This is a genomic window from Streptomyces sp. NPDC001220 (assembly GCF_053597895.1).
In genome coordinates, this window is record NZ_JBSFJE010000016.1 from 97,533 (window position 1) to 112,745 (window position 15,213).

The window sequence follows — 15,213 nt, forward strand, 5'->3', positions numbered from 1 at the left end:
CGGGAGCCTCGGGGCGTGGCTAAAAATCAGTAACGGGGGAAGATCGCTGATGACTCAGCCACCCAATCAGCCGCCGCAGCAGGGCGGATTCGGCGCACCGCAGGACCAGCCGGCAGCGGGTGGTGGCTTCGGCGCCCCGCAACAGCCGCCCGCTCAGGGCGGCTTCGGGGCACCCCAGGGCACACCCCCGCCTCCTGCCCAGCCGCCCCAGCCGGGTTACGGCTATCCACAGCAGCCGGGACCGTATGCGCAGCCCGGTCCCTACGGTCAGCCGCTGCAGCCCGGTCCTTACGGCCCGCCGCAGCAGGCGGGGCCGTACGGGCAGCCGCCCCAGCCGGGTTACGGCTACCCGCCGCAGTACCCGGGCGCACCCGGCGTCACTCCGCCGCCCGGGGGCGGGGGCGGCGGCCCGTTCAAGGGGAAGCCCGGGCTGGTCGTCGCGGCGGCCGTGGCCGGGCTGCTGGTCGTCGGCGGCACCGTGTACGCGGTGACCAGCGGCGGGGACGACGGCAAGAAGCCGGTCGCCCAGCAGTCCGACGATCCCAAGGCCTCGGGCACCGACACCCCGGTCGACCCGGGTGACGGCAGTGGCGACGGCGGCGCGGACCCGGAGAACCTCAACGAGGGCCGCAAGTCCGGCGAGGCCAAGGTGCTCTGGTACAAGTCGGCACCCGACGCCCCCGCGTCCGGCGCCGACGCACCCGGCATGTGGATCACCGGCAGGACCGCGGTGAAGGCGGCGTACAAGCAGGTCTTCGCCTACAAGGTGGGCAACGGCGATCCGGCCTGGGCCCCGATCACGTTCCCGCAGAAGATCTGCGCGGTCACCCCGGACCGGTCGTCCGACGGCAAGGTCGTCGTGGCGTACATGAACGGCACCAGCGACCGGGCCAAGTGCAACCAGCTGCAGGAGATCGATCTCGACACGGGCCGCAAGGGCTGGACCGCGACGGTCGCCGACGGCGGCCTGTTCGACACCGCGCTCAGCATCGAGCTGACGATCAGCGGAAAGACGCTGATGGTGGGCCGCTCCCAGTCGGGCACGGCGTACGACCTCGGCAGCGGCGACAAGCTGTACGACAAGAAGAAGTACGGCGCGTCCTGCTTCCCGACGGCGTTCGCGGGCGGCACGAACCGGCTGGTCGAGGTGGCCTCCTGCGGGGTCGGCGGAGGCAACGAGCACGACGAGATCTCGGAACTGGAGCCGGCCACCGGCAAGGTCAGGTGGACCCAGCCCGTCAAGAAGGGCTGGTCGGTCCAGCGGACGTACTCCGTCGACCCACTCGTGGTCTACATGACCAACGAGCAGAAGAAGGCCTGGAACATCTCGACCCTGGACGCCAAGGGCACGTTCCGGTCCGAGGTGAAGGTCGACGAGAAGTTCGCCCCCGAGTGCGGCTGGGCGCTCCTCTCCCGTGACCTCCAGGGCTGCCAGGGCGTCGCCGTCGACGCGAACACCCTCTACCTGCCGACGGACACGAACGGCGGCGCCAACGAGATCGTCGCGATCAGCCTCGCCGACGGCAAGGCGAAGTGGCGTACGAAGTCCCCGGCGGACGAGTCGATGTACCCGGTCAAGGTCGAGGGCGGCAAACTCGTCGCCTACGTAAGGCCGTCGTACGACTCGGGCGGCCAGGTCGTGTCGATCCCGACCGCCGGCTCCGCCCACACCACCACCAGGCTGCTGCAGAACCCGCAGCACACCGCCGACATCGAGGACGGCTTCTACGACGGCGCGGTCGACTGGGTCGACGGGCGCTTCTACCTCTCCTCCACGCGGCTGACCGGCAGCGACGACGCGAAGGAGAAGCTGATGATGGCCTTCGGCAACTGAGCGGACCCGCCACGTCGCGCCTCTCCCCGCCCCACACCGCCCCAGCCGTCTTCCGCGCCGTCCCCAGAGGTACCCCGTCATGACCCAGCCGCCTCCGCCACCACCCAACCAGCCCCCGCAGCAGCCCGGTTACGGCGCCCCCGCCGGCCCGCCGCAGCCGCCCGTACCCCCGGCCCCTCAGCCGGGCTACGGCTACCCGCAGCAGCCCGCGGCCCCGCAGCCCGGCCACGGCCACCCGCACCAGCCGCCCCAGCCCGGCTACGGCTACCCCGCCCAGCCCCCGAACCCGTACACCCAGCAGCCTCCCACCCCCGCCAACCCCTACGCCCAGCAGCCCGGTTACGGCTACCCGGGCGGCCAGCCGGGTCAGCCGGGCGGCCTCACCCCCGCCCCCGCCCCCGGCAGGAACAACGCCACGCTGTTCATCATCGTCGCCGCGGTCGTCGTGATCGCGCTGATCGTCGGCGGTGGCATCTGGTACTCCAAGTCCTCGGGCGCCGACGGCAAGAAGGACGACACCACCGGCTCCACCAACGGCGGCATCGGCGGCGACGGCGGCAAGGGAGGAGGCGGCGGCAGCGAGAAGGTGCCCGCGAACCCGGCCTCCAGGGTCCTCTTCCAGGTCCCGCTGCCCACGGCGAACGACACCACGGTCACCGCCGGTTCCTGGCTGACCGACAAGGTGTACGCGAAGACCGGCGTCGCACGGATCGTCGGCTACGACCCCGACTCCGGCGCCGAGTTGTGGACGGTCCCGCTGCCCGGCCCGGTCTGCTACGCCACCGGACACGTCGGTGCGGACGGCAGGACGGCCGTCGTCTTCCAGCCGAAGATGCCGCCCAAGGGGTCCACGGCGGGCTGCACCCAGGTCGCCGCGATCGACCTCAACGCCGGCAAGAAGCTGTGGACGAAGACGATCAAGTCCGGTGACGTGCCGGTCAACTTCAACAACGTGACGGTCGCCGGGCAGACGGTCGCGGTCGGCGGCACCAGCGGCGGCGCCGCCTTCGACCTCGCTTCCGGGAAGGTCCGCTGGCAGCCGAAGCCCACCGACACCTGCTACGACGCGGGCTACGGCGGCGGCGCCAAACTGGTCGCGGTCCGCAGGTGCGGCAGCGGTGACACCGCGCAGCTGCACATCCAGACCATCGACCCCGTCTCCGGCAAGGTGATCTCCGAGTACGAGATGACCTCGGGCATCCCCTACGCGAGCATCGTGTCGACCGACCCGCTGGTGGTGGCCGCCGACGTCAACGACAGCGCGGGCGACGGCAGCGGCTTCTCGGACGTCTTCTCCGTCGACAACGCGACCGGGCGGCTGCGCACCCGTATCTCCACGCCGGGCAGTTCCTACGCGGCCCGCTGTGACGGCATCTACCAGGTGGAGAAGTGCCAGGGAGTGGTGGTCGGCAACGACCGGCTGTACCTGGCGACCGAGGAGCACGACGGCAGCGGGAACCTCGCGAAGACCAACGAGATCGTCGCCTTCGACCTGGCCACCGGCAAGCAGACCGGCCAGCGCGCCGACGCCGGCGACAACTACACGATCACGCCGCTGCGCATGGACGGTTCAAATGTGATCGCGTACAAGGATCCGCCGTACGACAAGGGTGCTCAGATCGTCAGTATCGACGGCGGTTCGTTCAAGGAGACCAAGCTGCTGGAGAACCCGGCGACCGCGGCGGTCAGGGCCGTGGAGACCGCCATGTCCCCGGCGAACGCGGAGGTTCTCTACTCCCAGGGGCGCCTGTACCTGTCCGCGGTCTACGCCCACGCCGCCGGTTCGTCGCTGTCGGGCAAGGAGTACCTGGTCACCGCGTTCGGTACGGGCGGCTGACGGTTCGTCAAGCGTGAACGCCCGTATCACCCGGCCCGCGATTCCGGTCCCGTCCCTGCTCAGGGGCGGGGCCGGGCGCGTACCGCACCACACCCGCTCTTCACCAGCGAATACGAGAAAAGCCAGAGATTCCTCCGATCCGGGGCACTTCTCATCAGTAGGGGCAGCGCAACGTCGAACAAGCGTGTAGCTTCCGGGGGCATGAAGGACGAGGTGCCGGGGGGCCCTCTGTCCATGCGGACCAGTGGGCATCCATAGTGGGGCATCCATTGGGGGGACTGGGGGGTTGCTCTATGGGAGTGCGGCTCATGGTGGTCGACGACCACCGGCTGCTCGCCGAGGCGCTGGCCTCGGCGCTGAAACTGCGCGGCCACCGGGTGCTCGCGGCGGCGGCACCGGCGGCGGGCGCGGCGGAGCTGGTGATCACACGCGCGCCCGAGGTGTGCCTGCTGGGTACGGCGACACCGGCCGAGCCGGGGATCTTCGACCCGGTGGTGAAGATCAAGCGGGAGCGGCCGCAGGTCGCCGTGCTCGTCCTCGGCCCGGTGCCGTCGCCGCGGGGCATCGCGGCGGCCTTCGCCGCGGGCGCCTCCGGGTACGTACGGCACGACGAGCGGATAGAGGGCGTCGAGCGGGCGATCATGAAGGCGCGGGCCGGTGAGGCCGCCGTGGCGCCCGCGCTGCTCCAGGGCGCGTTCGGTGAACTGCTCAACCCCGCCGCCCAGCCCGACGACGAGGGCCAGCGCCTGCTCCAGATGCTCACTCCGAGGGAGGTCGAGGTCCTGGTCCGGGTGGCCGACGGCGAGGACACCCGCCTGATCGCCGCGGGCATGGGCATCGCCCCGAGCACGGCCCGCACTCACGTCCAGCGGGTGCTGATGAAGCTGGGGGTGGGGTCGAGGCTCGAGGCGGCGGCCCTCGCGGCCCGGACGGGCCTGCTGGACAGGGCCGGCCCACTGAGGAATTCCGCGGGGCCGGACATGACGGGCCCGGACATGTAGCCGACAGCCACCTGCACCCGCCTGCCCAGGGGTGCGGGGACCTGCGCTACCAGCCCCCGCGCCCGGCGTGACCAGCCCGCACGCCCCCCGCGACCAGCCCCGCACGCCCCGCGCGACCCGCGAAGACCCGCGCGATCAGCCCCGCACGCCCCTCCGTCGAAACACAACCCCGCCTACTCCTCGGCCTCCTCCACAGGCGGCACCGGAGGCGGCGTGGGCCGCACCCACAACCACGCCAGGAAGAACACCCCCAGCAACAACATCCCGATCCCGGTCCACAGGTTGATGTTGATCCCCTGTGCCTTGTCGATCTCGGCCTGCGAGTCCGTGATCCCGGTGATCGTGACGATGATCCCGTACAGCACGAACAGTCCGCCGATGATCCGCCGCAGGTCGAAGATGCGCGCCGCGGTCGTGGACCTGCTCTCCAGCTCGGAGACTTCCCGGTGGACGTCCTGCTCGGAGTAGTGGAATCCGGAGTGCCCGGAGTCGTCGGTCATGGTCTCTCCATTCTCCCGGGACCGGGGTCAGAACGAGAACGGGACGTAGCAGAGGGCGGCGAGGACCACCGCACCCCAGCCCAGCAGCGCCGGCCGCCGGTACCAGGCCTCGTCGCCGGGCGCGGGCGCCTCGGTCATGCCGGGGGAGCGCGTGCCGTAGACCAGGCCCGCGAGCTCCGCCTCCGGCTTGGGCGCGGTGAACAGGGACACGATCACCATCACCACCGCGCCGGCGACGAAGCCGGCGATCGCGGAGACGAAGTTGGCGCCCTGGTCCGTGGGGATGCTGATGATGTCCTTCTTGTAGAGGACGAAGTAGTTGACCATCGCGGTCACCGTCCCCGCGAGCAGCCCCCAGAAGCCGGACTTCGCCGAGGCGCGCTTCCAGAACATGCCGACGATGAAGACGACGAACATCGGCACGTTGAAGAAGGAGAACAGCGTCTGCAGGTAGCTCATGATGTTCGAGAACGACGACGCCAGGAACGCCGTACCGACGGACGCGGCCACGCCGATCGCGGTGATGAGGCGTCCGAAGCGCACGTAGTACGCGTCCTCGCGGCCCCTGACCACGTACTTCGCCCAGATGTCCGTCGTGAACACGGTGTTGAAGGACGACACGTTGGCGGCCATGCCGGCCATGAAGGCCGCGAGCAGGCCCGTGACCGCGATGCCGAGGACGCCGTTGGGCAGCAGCTGGGACATCAGGTAGGGGATCGCGTCGTTGTACTGGAGGCCGGAGCCGGACGTGCCGATGTTCGGCACCAGTGCGGCGGCGACCAGGCCGGGGATCATCACCAGGAAGACGATGAAGATCTTCGGGTACGCGGCGATCAGCGGGGTGCGCTGGGCGGCGGAGAGGTTCTTCGCCGACAGGGCGCGCTGGACCTCGGCGAAGTTGGTCGTCCAGTAGCCGAAGGAGAGGACGAAGCCGAGGCCGAGGACGATGGTCAGCCAGTTCGCGCCGAGCGGGTTGACGCTGCCGATGCCGGTGCCGCCCCAGGCGGTGGTGAAGTTGTGGCCGTGGGTGGCGTCGAGCTTGCCGACCAGGCCGTCCCAGCCGCCGACCTTCTTCAGGCCGAGCACGGACAGCGGGATGAGGGCGGCCAGGATCACGAAGAACTGGAGCACCTCGTTGTAGATGGCCGAGGAGAGGCCGCCGAGGGTGATGTACGCCAGCACGAACGCGCCGGCCACCACGATCGCCACCCACTGCGGCCAGCCCAGCAGCGCCTGCACGACGATCGCGAGGGCGTACAGGTTGACGCCCGCGATGAGGATGGCGGCGAAGGCGAACAGGATCGAACTCAGCAGGTGTGCGGCTCTGTCGAAGCGCAGCAGCAGCATCTCGGGGACCGAGCGGACCTTGCTGCCGTAGTAGAAGGGCATCATCACCAGGCCGAGGAAGACCATGGCCGGAATGGCGCCGATCCAGTACCAGTGCACGGTGTACGCGCCGTACTGCGCGCTGTTGGCGGCCATGCCGAGGATCTCGGTGGCGGCCAGGTTCGCCGAGATGAACGCGAGCCCGGTGATCCACGCGGGCAGTGAGCGCCCGGAGAGGAAGAAGTCGAGGCTCGTCTTCACCGAGCGGCGGGCCGCGAAGCCGATGCCCAGGACCACCACGAAGTAGATGGCGAGGATCGCGTAGTCGAGGCCGTTGGTGGGGAGCCGTAGCTCCGCCGCCAGGGATGTCGCGGGGTATGTGGGGGATACAGGGGCATTGGTGGGGTTTTGCACCCAGTAATTCAACACTTTTGTTGTCTCACCTTGATTGATTGCGATGTTGACTCACCTGGTGAGTTGTGTTTTGGTGTGTTCGGTTCTGTTTGATGGTTGGCTGACTCGAACAACGCTCGATTTTCGGGAGTCCGCAGTGAAGAAGACCTCGACCCGGCTGGCCGACGGTCGCGAGCTCATCTACTACGACCTGCGGGACGACACCGTGCGGGACGCGGTGGACCGCCGGCCGCTGGAGCGGACGCACACCACCTCCGAGATCCGCCGTGACCCGCTGCTCGGCGACCAGGTCGCCATCGCCTCGCACCGGCAGGGCCGCACCTACCACCCGCCGGCCGACCAGTGCCCGCTCTGCCCGACCAAGGGCGACCGGCTGAGCGAGATCCCGGACTCCTCGTACGACGTGGTGGTCTTCGAGAACCGTTTCCCCTCGCTGGCCGGCGACTCCGGGCGCTGTGAGGTGGTCTGCTTCACCTCGGACCACGACGCGTCCTTCGCGAGCCTCACCGAGGAGCAGGCCCGCCTGGTCCTGGACGCGTGGACCGACCGGACCTCGGAACTGTCGCATCTCCCCTCCGTCCAGCAGGTGTTCTGCTTCGAGAACCGCGGCGAGGAGATCGGCGTGACGCTCGGTCACCCGCACGGCCAGATCTACGCCTACCCCTTCACCACCCCCCGCACCGCGCTGATGCTGCGTTCACTCGCGACCCACAAGGAGGCGGCCGGCGGGGAGAACCTCTTCGACGCCGTCCTGGCGCGTGAACTCGCCGACGAACGCGTCGTCCTTGAGGGTGAACACTGGGCCGCCTTCGTGCCGTACGCGGCACACTGGCCCTACGAGGTCCACCTGTACCCGAAGCGCCGCGTCCCTGACCTGCTCGGTCTCGACGAGGCGGCACGCTCAGAGTTCCCCCAGGTTTATCTGGAACTCTTGAGGCGCTTCGACCGTATCTTCGGTGAGGGTGAACCTCCCACGCCCTACATCGCCGCCTGGCACCAGGCGCCGTTCGGGACGCTGGAGGAGTTCGAGGGGGTCACGCGCGACGACTTCGCGCTGCACCTGGAGCTTTTCACCATTCGCCGAACGTCCGGCAAGCTGAAGTTTCTCGCGGGTTCCGAATCCGGCATGAACGTGTTCATCAACGACGTGCCGCCGGAGCGCGCGGCCGAGCGACTGCGAGAGGTAGCGAGTTGATGAAGTACCTGGTGACGGGCGGGGCGGGTTACGTCGGCAGCGTGGTTGCCCAGCATCTGCTGGAGGCGGGCCACGAGGTCACCGTCCTCGACAACCTCTCCACGGGCTTCCGGGAGGGCGTCCCGGCGGGCGCGGCCTTCGTCGAGGGCGACATCCGCGACGCCGCGAAGTGGCTCGACGCCTCCTACGACGCGGTGCTGCACTTCGCCGCGTTCTCCAAGGTCGGCGAGTCGGTCGAACACCCCGAGAAGTACTGGGACAACAACGTCGGCGGCACCATGGCGCTGCTCGGCGCGATGCGCGAGGCCGGCGTCCGCAAGCTCGTCTTCTCCTCCACGGCGGCCACCTACGGCGAGCCGGAGCAGGTCCCGATCGTCGAGACCGCCCCGACGAAGCCCACCAGCCCGTACGGTGCCACCAAGCTCGCCGTCGACCACATGATCACCGGCGAGGCCGCCGCGCACGGCCTGGGCGCGGTCTCCCTGCGCTACTTCAACGTGGCCGGCGCCTACGGCGCGCAGGGCGAGCGCCACGACCCCGAGTCGCACCTGATCCCGCTGGTCCTCCAGGTCGCCCAGGGCAGGCGGGAGGCCGTCTCGGTCTTCGGCGACGACTACCCGACGTCCGACGGCACCTGCGTCCGCGACTACATCCACGTCGCGGACCTGGCCGACGCCCACCTGCTGGCCCTGACGGCCGCACGGCCCGGCGAGCACCTGATCTGCAACCTCGGCAACGGCGAGGGCTTCTCGGTACGCGAGGTCATCGAGACCGTCCGCCAGGTCACCGGCCATCCGATCCCCGAGGTCGTGGCCCCGCGCCGGGGCGGCGACCCGGCCGTCCTGGTCGCCTCGGCGGCCACCGCCCGCGAGCAGCTGGGCTGGAACCCGACCCGCGCGGACCTCGCGGGAATCGTCGCGGACGCCTGGGAGTTCGCACAGCACGTCTCGAGGGAGCAGTAGTGGGGGCACAGCAGGTCCGGGACGGATTCACGGAGCTCTACGGAACCGCGCCCGAAGGGGTCTGGTCGGCACCGGGCCGGGTCAACCTGATCGGTGAGCACACCGACTACAACGACGGCTTCGTGATGCCGTTCGCGCTGCCGCACGTGACGACGGCCGCGGTCTCCCGCCGCACCGACGGCGTGCTGCGCCTGCACTCCGCCGACATCGAGGGCGGGGTCGTCGAACTCGCCCTGGACGCCCTGGAACCCGGCACCGACGACGAGTGGACGGCGTACCCGGCGGGCGTGGTCTGGGCGCTGCGCGAGGCCGGCCACCCGGTCACCGGCGCCGACGTCCACCTGGCCTCCACGGTCCCGACCGGCGCCGGCCTGTCCTCCTCCGCGGCCCTGGAGGTGGTGATCGCCCTCGCCCTCAACGACCTGCACGGACTGGGCCTGGCCCGCTGGCAGCTGGCCCGCCTGTGCCAGCGCGCGGAGAACGTCTACGTCGGGGCGCCGACCGGCATCATGGACCAGACGGCGTCCGCCTGCTGCGAGCTGGGCCACGCCCTGTTCCTGGACACCCGGGATCTCGCGCAGAAGCAGATCCCCTTCGACCTCGCGGCCGAGGGCATGCGGCTGCTGGTGGTCGACACGCAGGTCAAGCACGCGCACAGCGGCGGCGAGTACGGCAAGCGCCGGGCCGGCTGCGAGAAGGGCGCGGCCCTGCTGGGCGTGGACGCGCTGCGGGACATCGCCTACGACGACCTCGGGGCGGCGCTGGACCGGCTGGGCGACGAGGAGGAGGTACGGCGCCTGGTCCGGCACGTCGTCACCGAGGACCACCGGGTGGAACGCGTCGTCGCCCTGCTGGAGGCCGGCGACACCCGCGCCATCGGCCCGATTCTCACCGAGGGCCACGCCTCGCTGCGCGACGACTTCCGGATCTCCTGCCCGGAGCTGGACCTGGTCGTGGACACCGCCCTCGCCACCGGCGCCCTGGGCGCCCGGATGACCGGCGGCGGCTTCGGCGGCTCGGCGATCGTCCTCGCGGAGGCGTCCGACGTCGACACGATCACCAAGGCGGTCGAAGAGGCGTTCGCGGCGGCCGGTTTCAAGGCGCCCCGTACGTTCGAGGCGGTGCCGTCGGCGGGCGCCCGCCGGGAGAGCTGAGGCTCAGCCCAGCCGCTTCGTCAGCGTGTACTCCGTGATCCCCGGCGGATAGTCGGGGACCACGCACACCACGACGTAACCCTGCTTCCGGTAGAAGTCCGGCGCCTGGAAGTCCCAGGTCTCCAGGCGCGCGGCGGTGCAGGCACGGTCCTGCCCGGCGATGCGCTCCGCCTCGGCGAGCAGCCGGGTGCCCAGACCCGCGCCGCGACGGCCCGCGTCCACCCACAGATAGGTGACGTGCAGCCAGGTCGCCCAGGTGTGCCCCACCAGACCGCCCGCCAGCTCGCCCGACCCCTCGTCCATCGCCCAGACGTGCAGCGGCACTTGGCGTTCACCGGGGGTGCCGCGCAGGGCCGCGAGGACCGGGGAGGCCGCGGTGTTGGTGTCCAGCAGCCGGGTGCGGAGCAGTTCCCGCCGTTCTTTGTCGACTTCCGCCTCAATACGAAACATGCGGCACACCATAAACGCGTCGGTCGGGCAGTTCTGCAAATTGCCTTCCGCTCCCGCCCCCCTTCCGTACCCTGAGGAGCAGCACCGGTGGGGGCCGGTGCTGATCAGGGGGCGAGACAAGTCGGGTACGACACCCGCGGTGGGGGTAGCAGTTCAGGCACGGCGGCGGCCGTGCGGTTCGGTCCTCCCGCGGGTGTCGTGTCCGTGTGACCCGTCGTTCTGAGCATCTTGGGGTATCCCCTGCTCGTGAAGAGCTTGGGGAAGGGGGTTTCGTGGTTCGTATCCGAGTTCTGGTCGTCGACGACCACCGTATCTTCGCCGAGTCGCTCGCCGCGGCACTGGCCGCCGAGCCCGACGTCGACGTGTCCGCGGCCGGCAGCGGTCCGGCGGCGCTGCGCTGCCTGGAGCGCGCGGTCGCCGAGGGCCGCCGCTACGACGTGCTGCTCGTCGACGCCGATCTGGGTGGCCAACTGCCCGGCGGCCGCCCGGCGGTACCGGTCCAGGAGGGCAACGAGGAGGGCCTGGTCGACGGGATATCGCTGGTCACCGGGGTCCGCTCGGCCCACCCCGCCGTCCGTGTCGTCGTGCTCGCCGAGAAGGACGACCCGCGGCGGGCGGCCCTGGCCCTGCAGGCCGGCGCCTGCGGCTGGGTCGCCAAGGACTGCTCGCTGTCCCGGCTGCTGAACGTCATCCGGGGGGTGCTGCGCGACGAGACCCATCTGCCGCCCGCCCTGCTGACCGGGGTCCTGCGGGAGCTGACGGCCGCGCGCAAGCACCGCACCGAGAGCGAGCGGCTCGTGGAGTCCCTCACGCCGAGGGAGCGCGAAGTGCTCCGGTGCATGGTGGCGGGCCTGGGGCGCAAGGCGGTCGCCGAGCGCCTGTTCCTGTCCCCGCACACCGTCCGCACCCACATGCAGAACGTGCTCGGCAAGCTGGGCGTCCACTCCACCCTGGCCGCCGTCGCCCTCGCCCGCCGCGCCGGGGTCGGCCCGGCGGACCTAGCCGGGGATGTTGTCGAACGGGGCGGTCAACTGGCGTAGCAGACCGGCCAGTTCGGCGCGCTGGGTGCGGGAGAGTTCGGCGAGGATCGCCCGTTCCTGGTCGAGGAGTCCGGCCAGGGCCTGGTCCGCGCGGTCCTGGCCCTCCTCGGTCAGCCGCACCAGCACGCCCCGCCGGTCGCTCGGGTCCGGCAACCGTTCCACCAGGCCCTTCTTGGCCAGCCGGTCGATCCGGTTGGTCATCGTCCCCGAGGTGACCAGGGTCTGGGTCAGCAACTGCCCGGGGGAGAGCTGGTACGGCGTCCCCGCGCGCCTCAGCGCGGTCAGCACGTCGAACTCCCAGGGTTCCAGGCTGTGCTCCGCGAAGGCCAGCCGACGTGCCCGGTCCAGGTGTCGGGCCAGTCGGCTCACCCGGCTGAGCACCTCAAGCGGTTCCACGTCGAGGTCCGGGCGCTCCCGGCGCCACGCAGCCACCAGCCGATCGACCTCGTCCTCCATGGCGATCAGTGTAGTGGTTGTGTCGACGTGAAGTCTCTTGATGTCGAGCTTCTTGACATCGAGATATCAGGCCGGGGAAGGTGGAACCCATGACGACTCCCGCCTGGGACCCCGCCCAGTACCTCCGGCACGCCGGCCACCGCGCCCGCCCCTTCACCGACCTCCTCGCCCGGATCCCCGCGCTCCCCGGCGAACCCCCGGCCGTCGCCGACCTCGGCTGCGGCCCCGGCAACATGACCGCCCTGCTCGCCGAACGCTGGCCCACCGCCCGCATCACCGGCTACGACAACTCGCCCGAGATGCTCGACAAGGCACTCGTGGAGTACGAGGGCCGCACGGCCGGCGGTGGCCGCCTGGACTTCTCCCACGCCGACGTCCGCACCTGGGCGCCCGAGCGGCCGTACGACCTGATCGTCAGCAACGCCACGCTCCAGTGGGTCCCCGGGCACGCCGAACGGTTCGCCGAGTGGGTCGCCGGCCTCGCCCCCGGCGGCACCTTCGCCTTCCAGGTCCCCGGCAACTTCACCGCCCCCAGCCACCGGCTGATGCGCACCCTCGCCGAGTCCCCCCGCTGGCGGGGCCGCCTCGCCGAGGCCCTCCGGCACGACGACGCCGTCCTCACCCCCGAGGCCTACCTGGAGCGCCTGACCGGGCTCGGCTGCGCCGCCGACGTCTGGGAGACGACGTACGTCCACCTGCTCACCGGCGAGGACCCGGTCCTCGACTGGGTGAAGGGCACCGGACTGCGCCCGGTCCTCACCGCCCTAGCCGACGATCCCGGGGCCCGTGACGCCTTCCTCGCCGAGTACCGGACCGCACTGCGCGAGGCCTACCCGGCCGGCCCGCACGGCACCCCGTTCCCGTTCCGGCGCATCTTCGCCGTCGCCCACAAGGAGGGGAACTGATGCTCGCCGCCCTCGACCACGTCCAGCTCGCCGCCCCGCCCGGCTCCGAGGACCGGCTCCGGACGTTCTACGTGGACACCCTCGGCATGACGGAGGTCCCCAAACCGCCGGTGCTCGCGGCGCGCGGCGGCTGCTGGTTCCGGGCCGGCGAGATCCATCTGCACGTGGGGATCGAGCAGGCCTTCCGGCCGGCCAGGCAGGCCCACCCGGGGCTGCGGGTGACGGGCATCGACGGGTATGCGGCCCGGCTCACCGCCCACGGCACACCCGTCGCCTGGGACGGGAACCTCCCCGGCCACCGCCGGTTCTTCTGCGAGGACCCCGTCGGCAACCGCCTGGAGTTCCTGGAACCGGTCCGCTGAGCCGCCGTCCGCCCCGGCACGGTCACGGTTGCCCGGCGGGCGGCGACAGCCGGCCGCCGGGCGGTCTCACGCCTTGCGGTGCCCTATCAGCCGCGGCTTCGGCTCCAGCCCGTCCAGGCCGTGCCAGGCCAGGTTGACCAGGTGGGCGGCGACCTCCGCCTTCTTCGGGCGGCGCACGTCCAGCCACCACTGGCCGGTCAGCGCCACCATGCCCACCAGCGCCTGCGCGTACAGCGGCGCCAGCTTGGGGTCGAAGCCGCGCAGCTTGAACTCGCGGCCCAGGATGTCCTCCACCTGGGTGGCGATGTCCGAGATGAGGGACGCGAAGGAACCCGTGGACTGCGGGATGGGCGAGTCCCGCACCAGGATCCGGAACCCGTCCGTGTACTCCTCGATGTAGTCGAGCAGGGCGAACGCGGCCTGCTCGCACAGCTCACGCGGATGGCCGGCGGTGAGGGAGCCGGTCACCATGTCCAGCAGCCGGCGCATCTCCCGGTCGACCACCACCGCGTACAGGCCCTCCTTGCCGCCGAAGTGCTCGTACACCACCGGCTTGGAGACCCCGGCCTTCGCCGCGATCTCCTCCACCGAGGTGCCCTCGAAACCCTTCGCGGCGAAGAGGGTGCGACCGATCTCCAACAGCTGCTGGCGGCGCTCCGCACCGGTCATCCGGGTGCGACGTGCCCGCCGCGGCTTTTCGGGACTGGGGTTGCTGGAGTCGGTCGCCACAGCGTCAATCATGCCGCCTCGACGCTCTTCGCCCCTCGCCGGGAGCCGCCTTCCCCGCTGTCACGGCGCGAATCGATACGTGAGCGTGACGGCCACCGCACGTCGTACGCCCAGCCCAGCTGCTCGCACCAGCGGATGATCCGCGCCGACGAGTCCAGCTGCCCGCGCTCCACCCCGTGCCGGGCCGAGGTCGGGTCGGCGTGGTGCAGGTTGTGCCAGGACTCGCCACAGGACAGGACCGCCAGCCACCACACGTTCCCCGACCGGTCCCGCGACTTGAACGGCCGCTTTCCCACGGCGTGGCAGATCGAGTTGATCGACCAGGTCACATGGTGCAGCAGCGCCACCCGGACGAGTGACCCCCAGAAGAACGCGGTGAACGCTCCCCACCAGGACCAGGTCACCAGGCCGCCGATCAGCGGGGGCAGTGCCAGCGAGAGCACGGTCCAGAAGATGAACTGCCGGGAGATCGCCCGGATCGCCGGGTCCTTGACCAGGTCCGGCGCGTACTTTTCCTGCGGGGTCCGCTCCTCGTCGAACATCCAGGCGATGTGCGCCCACCACAGGCCCTTGAGCAACGCCGGCACGGTCTCCCCGTACCGCCACGGCGAATGCGGGTCACCCTCCGCGTCGGAGAACTTGTGGTGCCTGCGGTGATCGGCCACCCAGCGCACCAGCGGCCCCTCCACCGCCATCGAGCCCGCGACCGCCAGCGCGATCCTGAGCGGTCGTTTCGCCTTGAAGGAACCGTGGGTGAAATAGCGGTGGTAACCGATCGTCACGCCATGGCAGCCCAGATAGTAAAAGAACACCATCAGGCCCAGGTCGAGCCAGCTCACGCCCCCCCATCCCCACGCCAGCGGCACCGCCGCCAGCAGGGCGAGGAACGGCACGACGATGAACAGCAGCAGGGTGATCTGCTCCAGCGAGCCCTTCCGCTCGCCGCCCAGGGTGGCGGACTGGAGCGAGCCGTCGGCCGCCTTCCGGGGGTCTTCGATCACATCGGAACTAGACGAGGTCATGCGCGTCCCCTGGGGGGTCGAGGGTT

General features: G+C 70.7%; 15 protein-coding genes. 9 read left to right on the plus strand and 6 right to left on the minus strand.

What is annotated here, in order from left to right; all coding sequences use genetic code 11:
- The first annotated feature begins 49 nt into the window (after positions 1-49).
- From ACWDGI_RS33370 to ACWDGI_RS33380, 3 genes are all read left to right on the plus strand, one after another.
- A complete protein-coding gene (locus ACWDGI_RS33370; RefSeq protein WP_450765499.1) occupies positions 50-1,834 on the plus strand; it encodes an outer membrane protein assembly factor BamB family protein in 1,785 nt (594 codons plus the stop codon).
- Between the two features lie 79 nt (positions 1,835-1,913).
- Positions 1,914-3,671, plus strand: coding sequence for an outer membrane protein assembly factor BamB family protein (locus ACWDGI_RS33375; RefSeq protein ID WP_450765501.1), 1,758 nt, complete (start codon positions 1,914-1,916; stop codon positions 3,669-3,671).
- Between the two features lie 293 nt (positions 3,672-3,964).
- Positions 3,965-4,672 carry a helix-turn-helix transcriptional regulator gene (locus tag ACWDGI_RS33380; RefSeq protein ID WP_450765503.1) on the plus strand — a complete coding sequence of 236 codons (708 nt, stop codon included), beginning with the start codon at positions 3,965-3,967 and terminating at the stop codon, positions 4,670-4,672.
- Positions 4,673-4,845: 173 nt separating this feature from the next.
- On the opposite strand, the gene ACWDGI_RS33385 is transcribed toward ACWDGI_RS33380, so the two are convergent.
- Together ACWDGI_RS33385 and ACWDGI_RS33390 are read right to left on the minus strand one after the other, a co-directional pair.
- A complete protein-coding gene (locus ACWDGI_RS33385; protein WP_450765505.1) occupies positions 4,846-5,172 on the minus strand; it encodes a hypothetical protein in 327 nt (108 codons plus the stop codon).
- Positions 5,173-5,199: 27 nt separating this feature from the next.
- Positions 5,200-6,912: a sodium:solute symporter family protein gene (locus tag ACWDGI_RS33390; RefSeq protein WP_450765506.1), complete on the minus strand. Its 1,713-nt coding sequence runs from the start codon at positions 6,910-6,912 to the stop codon at positions 5,200-5,202.
- Positions 6,913-7,048: 136 nt separating this feature from the next.
- Between ACWDGI_RS33390 and galT the strand changes: the two genes are divergently transcribed.
- Genes galT through galK form a run of 3 tightly spaced genes read left to right on the plus strand, consistent with a single transcriptional unit; the run spans position 7,049 to position 10,223 of the window.
- A complete protein-coding gene (galT, locus tag ACWDGI_RS33395) occupies positions 7,049-8,107 on the plus strand; it encodes a galactose-1-phosphate uridylyltransferase (protein WP_450765507.1) in 1,059 nt (352 codons plus the stop codon).
- Positions 8,107-9,069, plus strand: a complete 963-nt coding sequence (gene galE, locus ACWDGI_RS33400; protein WP_450765509.1) for a UDP-glucose 4-epimerase GalE — start codon at positions 8,107-8,109, stop codon at positions 9,067-9,069. Before galT ends, galE begins: the two co-directional genes overlap by 1 nt.
- Entirely contained in the window at positions 9,069-10,223 is a 1,155-nt protein-coding gene (gene galK, locus ACWDGI_RS33405) for a galactokinase (RefSeq protein ID WP_450765511.1), read from the plus strand. Before galE ends, galK begins: the two co-directional genes overlap by 1 nt.
- 3 nt (positions 10,224-10,226) lie before the next feature.
- Here galK and ACWDGI_RS33410 read toward each other — a convergent pair whose 3' ends face one another.
- Positions 10,227-10,673, minus strand: a complete 447-nt coding sequence (locus tag ACWDGI_RS33410) for a GNAT family N-acetyltransferase (protein WP_450765513.1) — start codon at positions 10,671-10,673, stop codon at positions 10,227-10,229.
- A 272-nt stretch (positions 10,674-10,945) separates the two neighbouring features.
- Between ACWDGI_RS33410 and ACWDGI_RS33415 the strand changes: the two genes are divergently transcribed.
- Positions 10,946-11,713 carry a LuxR C-terminal-related transcriptional regulator gene (locus ACWDGI_RS33415; protein ID WP_450765515.1) on the plus strand — a complete coding sequence of 256 codons (768 nt, stop codon included), beginning with the start codon at positions 10,946-10,948 and terminating at the stop codon, positions 11,711-11,713.
- On the opposite strand, the gene ACWDGI_RS33420 is transcribed toward ACWDGI_RS33415, so the two are convergent.
- Positions 11,672-12,169 (minus strand): MarR family winged helix-turn-helix transcriptional regulator, encoded by a 498-nt coding sequence (locus ACWDGI_RS33420; protein ID WP_450765517.1) that lies wholly within the window; start codon positions 12,167-12,169, stop codon positions 11,672-11,674. The two genes, ACWDGI_RS33415 and ACWDGI_RS33420, sit on opposite strands and share 42 nt — an antisense overlap.
- A gap of 89 nt (positions 12,170-12,258) precedes the next feature.
- Here ACWDGI_RS33420 and ACWDGI_RS33425 point away from each other — a divergent pair, with 89 nt between their 5' ends.
- Both ACWDGI_RS33425 and ACWDGI_RS33430 read left to right on the plus strand, forming a co-directional pair.
- Positions 12,259-13,074 (plus strand): trans-aconitate 2-methyltransferase, encoded by an 816-nt coding sequence (locus ACWDGI_RS33425; protein ID WP_450765519.1) that lies wholly within the window; start codon positions 12,259-12,261, stop codon positions 13,072-13,074.
- The gene (locus tag ACWDGI_RS33430) at positions 13,074-13,436 is read left to right on the plus strand and encodes a VOC family protein (protein WP_450765521.1); all 363 of its coding nucleotides are present in this window, start codon (positions 13,074-13,076) and stop codon (positions 13,434-13,436) included. The genes ACWDGI_RS33425 and ACWDGI_RS33430 overlap by 1 nt, the downstream gene beginning before the upstream one ends.
- 66 nt (positions 13,437-13,502) lie before the next feature.
- On the opposite strand, the gene ACWDGI_RS33435 is transcribed toward ACWDGI_RS33430, so the two are convergent.
- Both ACWDGI_RS33435 and ACWDGI_RS33440 read right to left on the minus strand, forming a co-directional pair.
- Positions 13,503-14,177, minus strand: coding sequence for a TetR family transcriptional regulator (locus ACWDGI_RS33435; protein ID WP_450765523.1), 675 nt, complete (start codon positions 14,175-14,177; stop codon positions 13,503-13,505).
- On the minus strand, positions 14,174-15,187 hold the full coding sequence (locus ACWDGI_RS33440) for an acyl-CoA desaturase (protein ID WP_450765525.1): 1,014 nt from the start codon (positions 15,185-15,187) through the stop codon (positions 14,174-14,176). The genes ACWDGI_RS33435 and ACWDGI_RS33440 overlap by 4 nt, the downstream gene beginning before the upstream one ends.
- Positions 15,188-15,213 lie beyond the last annotated feature (26 nt).

Excerpts from the sequence above, each read along its gene's own strand:
- ACWDGI_RS33370 (WP_450765499.1), top strand. The coding sequence starts at position 50 with ATGACTCAGCCACCCAATCAGCCGCCGCAGCAGGGCGGATTCGGCGCA.
- ACWDGI_RS33375 (WP_450765501.1), top strand. The coding sequence starts at position 1,914 with ATGACCCAGCCGCCTCCGCCACCACCCAACCAGCCCCCGCAGCAGCCC.
- ACWDGI_RS33380 (WP_450765503.1), top strand. The coding sequence starts at position 3,965 with ATGGGAGTGCGGCTCATGGTGGTCGACGACCACCGGCTGCTCGCCGAG.
- ACWDGI_RS33385 (WP_450765505.1), bottom strand. The coding sequence starts at position 5,172 with ATGACCGACGACTCCGGGCACTCCGGATTCCACTACTCCGAGCAGGAC.
- galE (WP_450765509.1), top strand. The coding sequence starts at position 8,107 with ATGAAGTACCTGGTGACGGGCGGGGCGGGTTACGTCGGCAGCGTGGTT.
- ACWDGI_RS33410 (WP_450765513.1), bottom strand. The coding sequence starts at position 10,673 with ATGTTTCGTATTGAGGCGGAAGTCGACAAAGAACGGCGGGAACTGCTC.
- ACWDGI_RS33420 (WP_450765517.1), bottom strand. The coding sequence starts at position 12,169 with ATGGAGGACGAGGTCGATCGGCTGGTGGCTGCGTGGCGCCGGGAGCGC.
- ACWDGI_RS33425 (WP_450765519.1), top strand. The coding sequence starts at position 12,259 with ATGACGACTCCCGCCTGGGACCCCGCCCAGTACCTCCGGCACGCCGGC.
- ACWDGI_RS33430 (WP_450765521.1), top strand. The coding sequence starts at position 13,074 with ATGCTCGCCGCCCTCGACCACGTCCAGCTCGCCGCCCCGCCCGGCTCC.
- ACWDGI_RS33435 (WP_450765523.1), bottom strand. The coding sequence starts at position 14,177 with ATGATTGACGCTGTGGCGACCGACTCCAGCAACCCCAGTCCCGAAAAG.
- ACWDGI_RS33440 (WP_450765525.1), bottom strand. The coding sequence starts at position 15,187 with ATGACCTCGTCTAGTTCCGATGTGATCGAAGACCCCCGGAAGGCGGCC.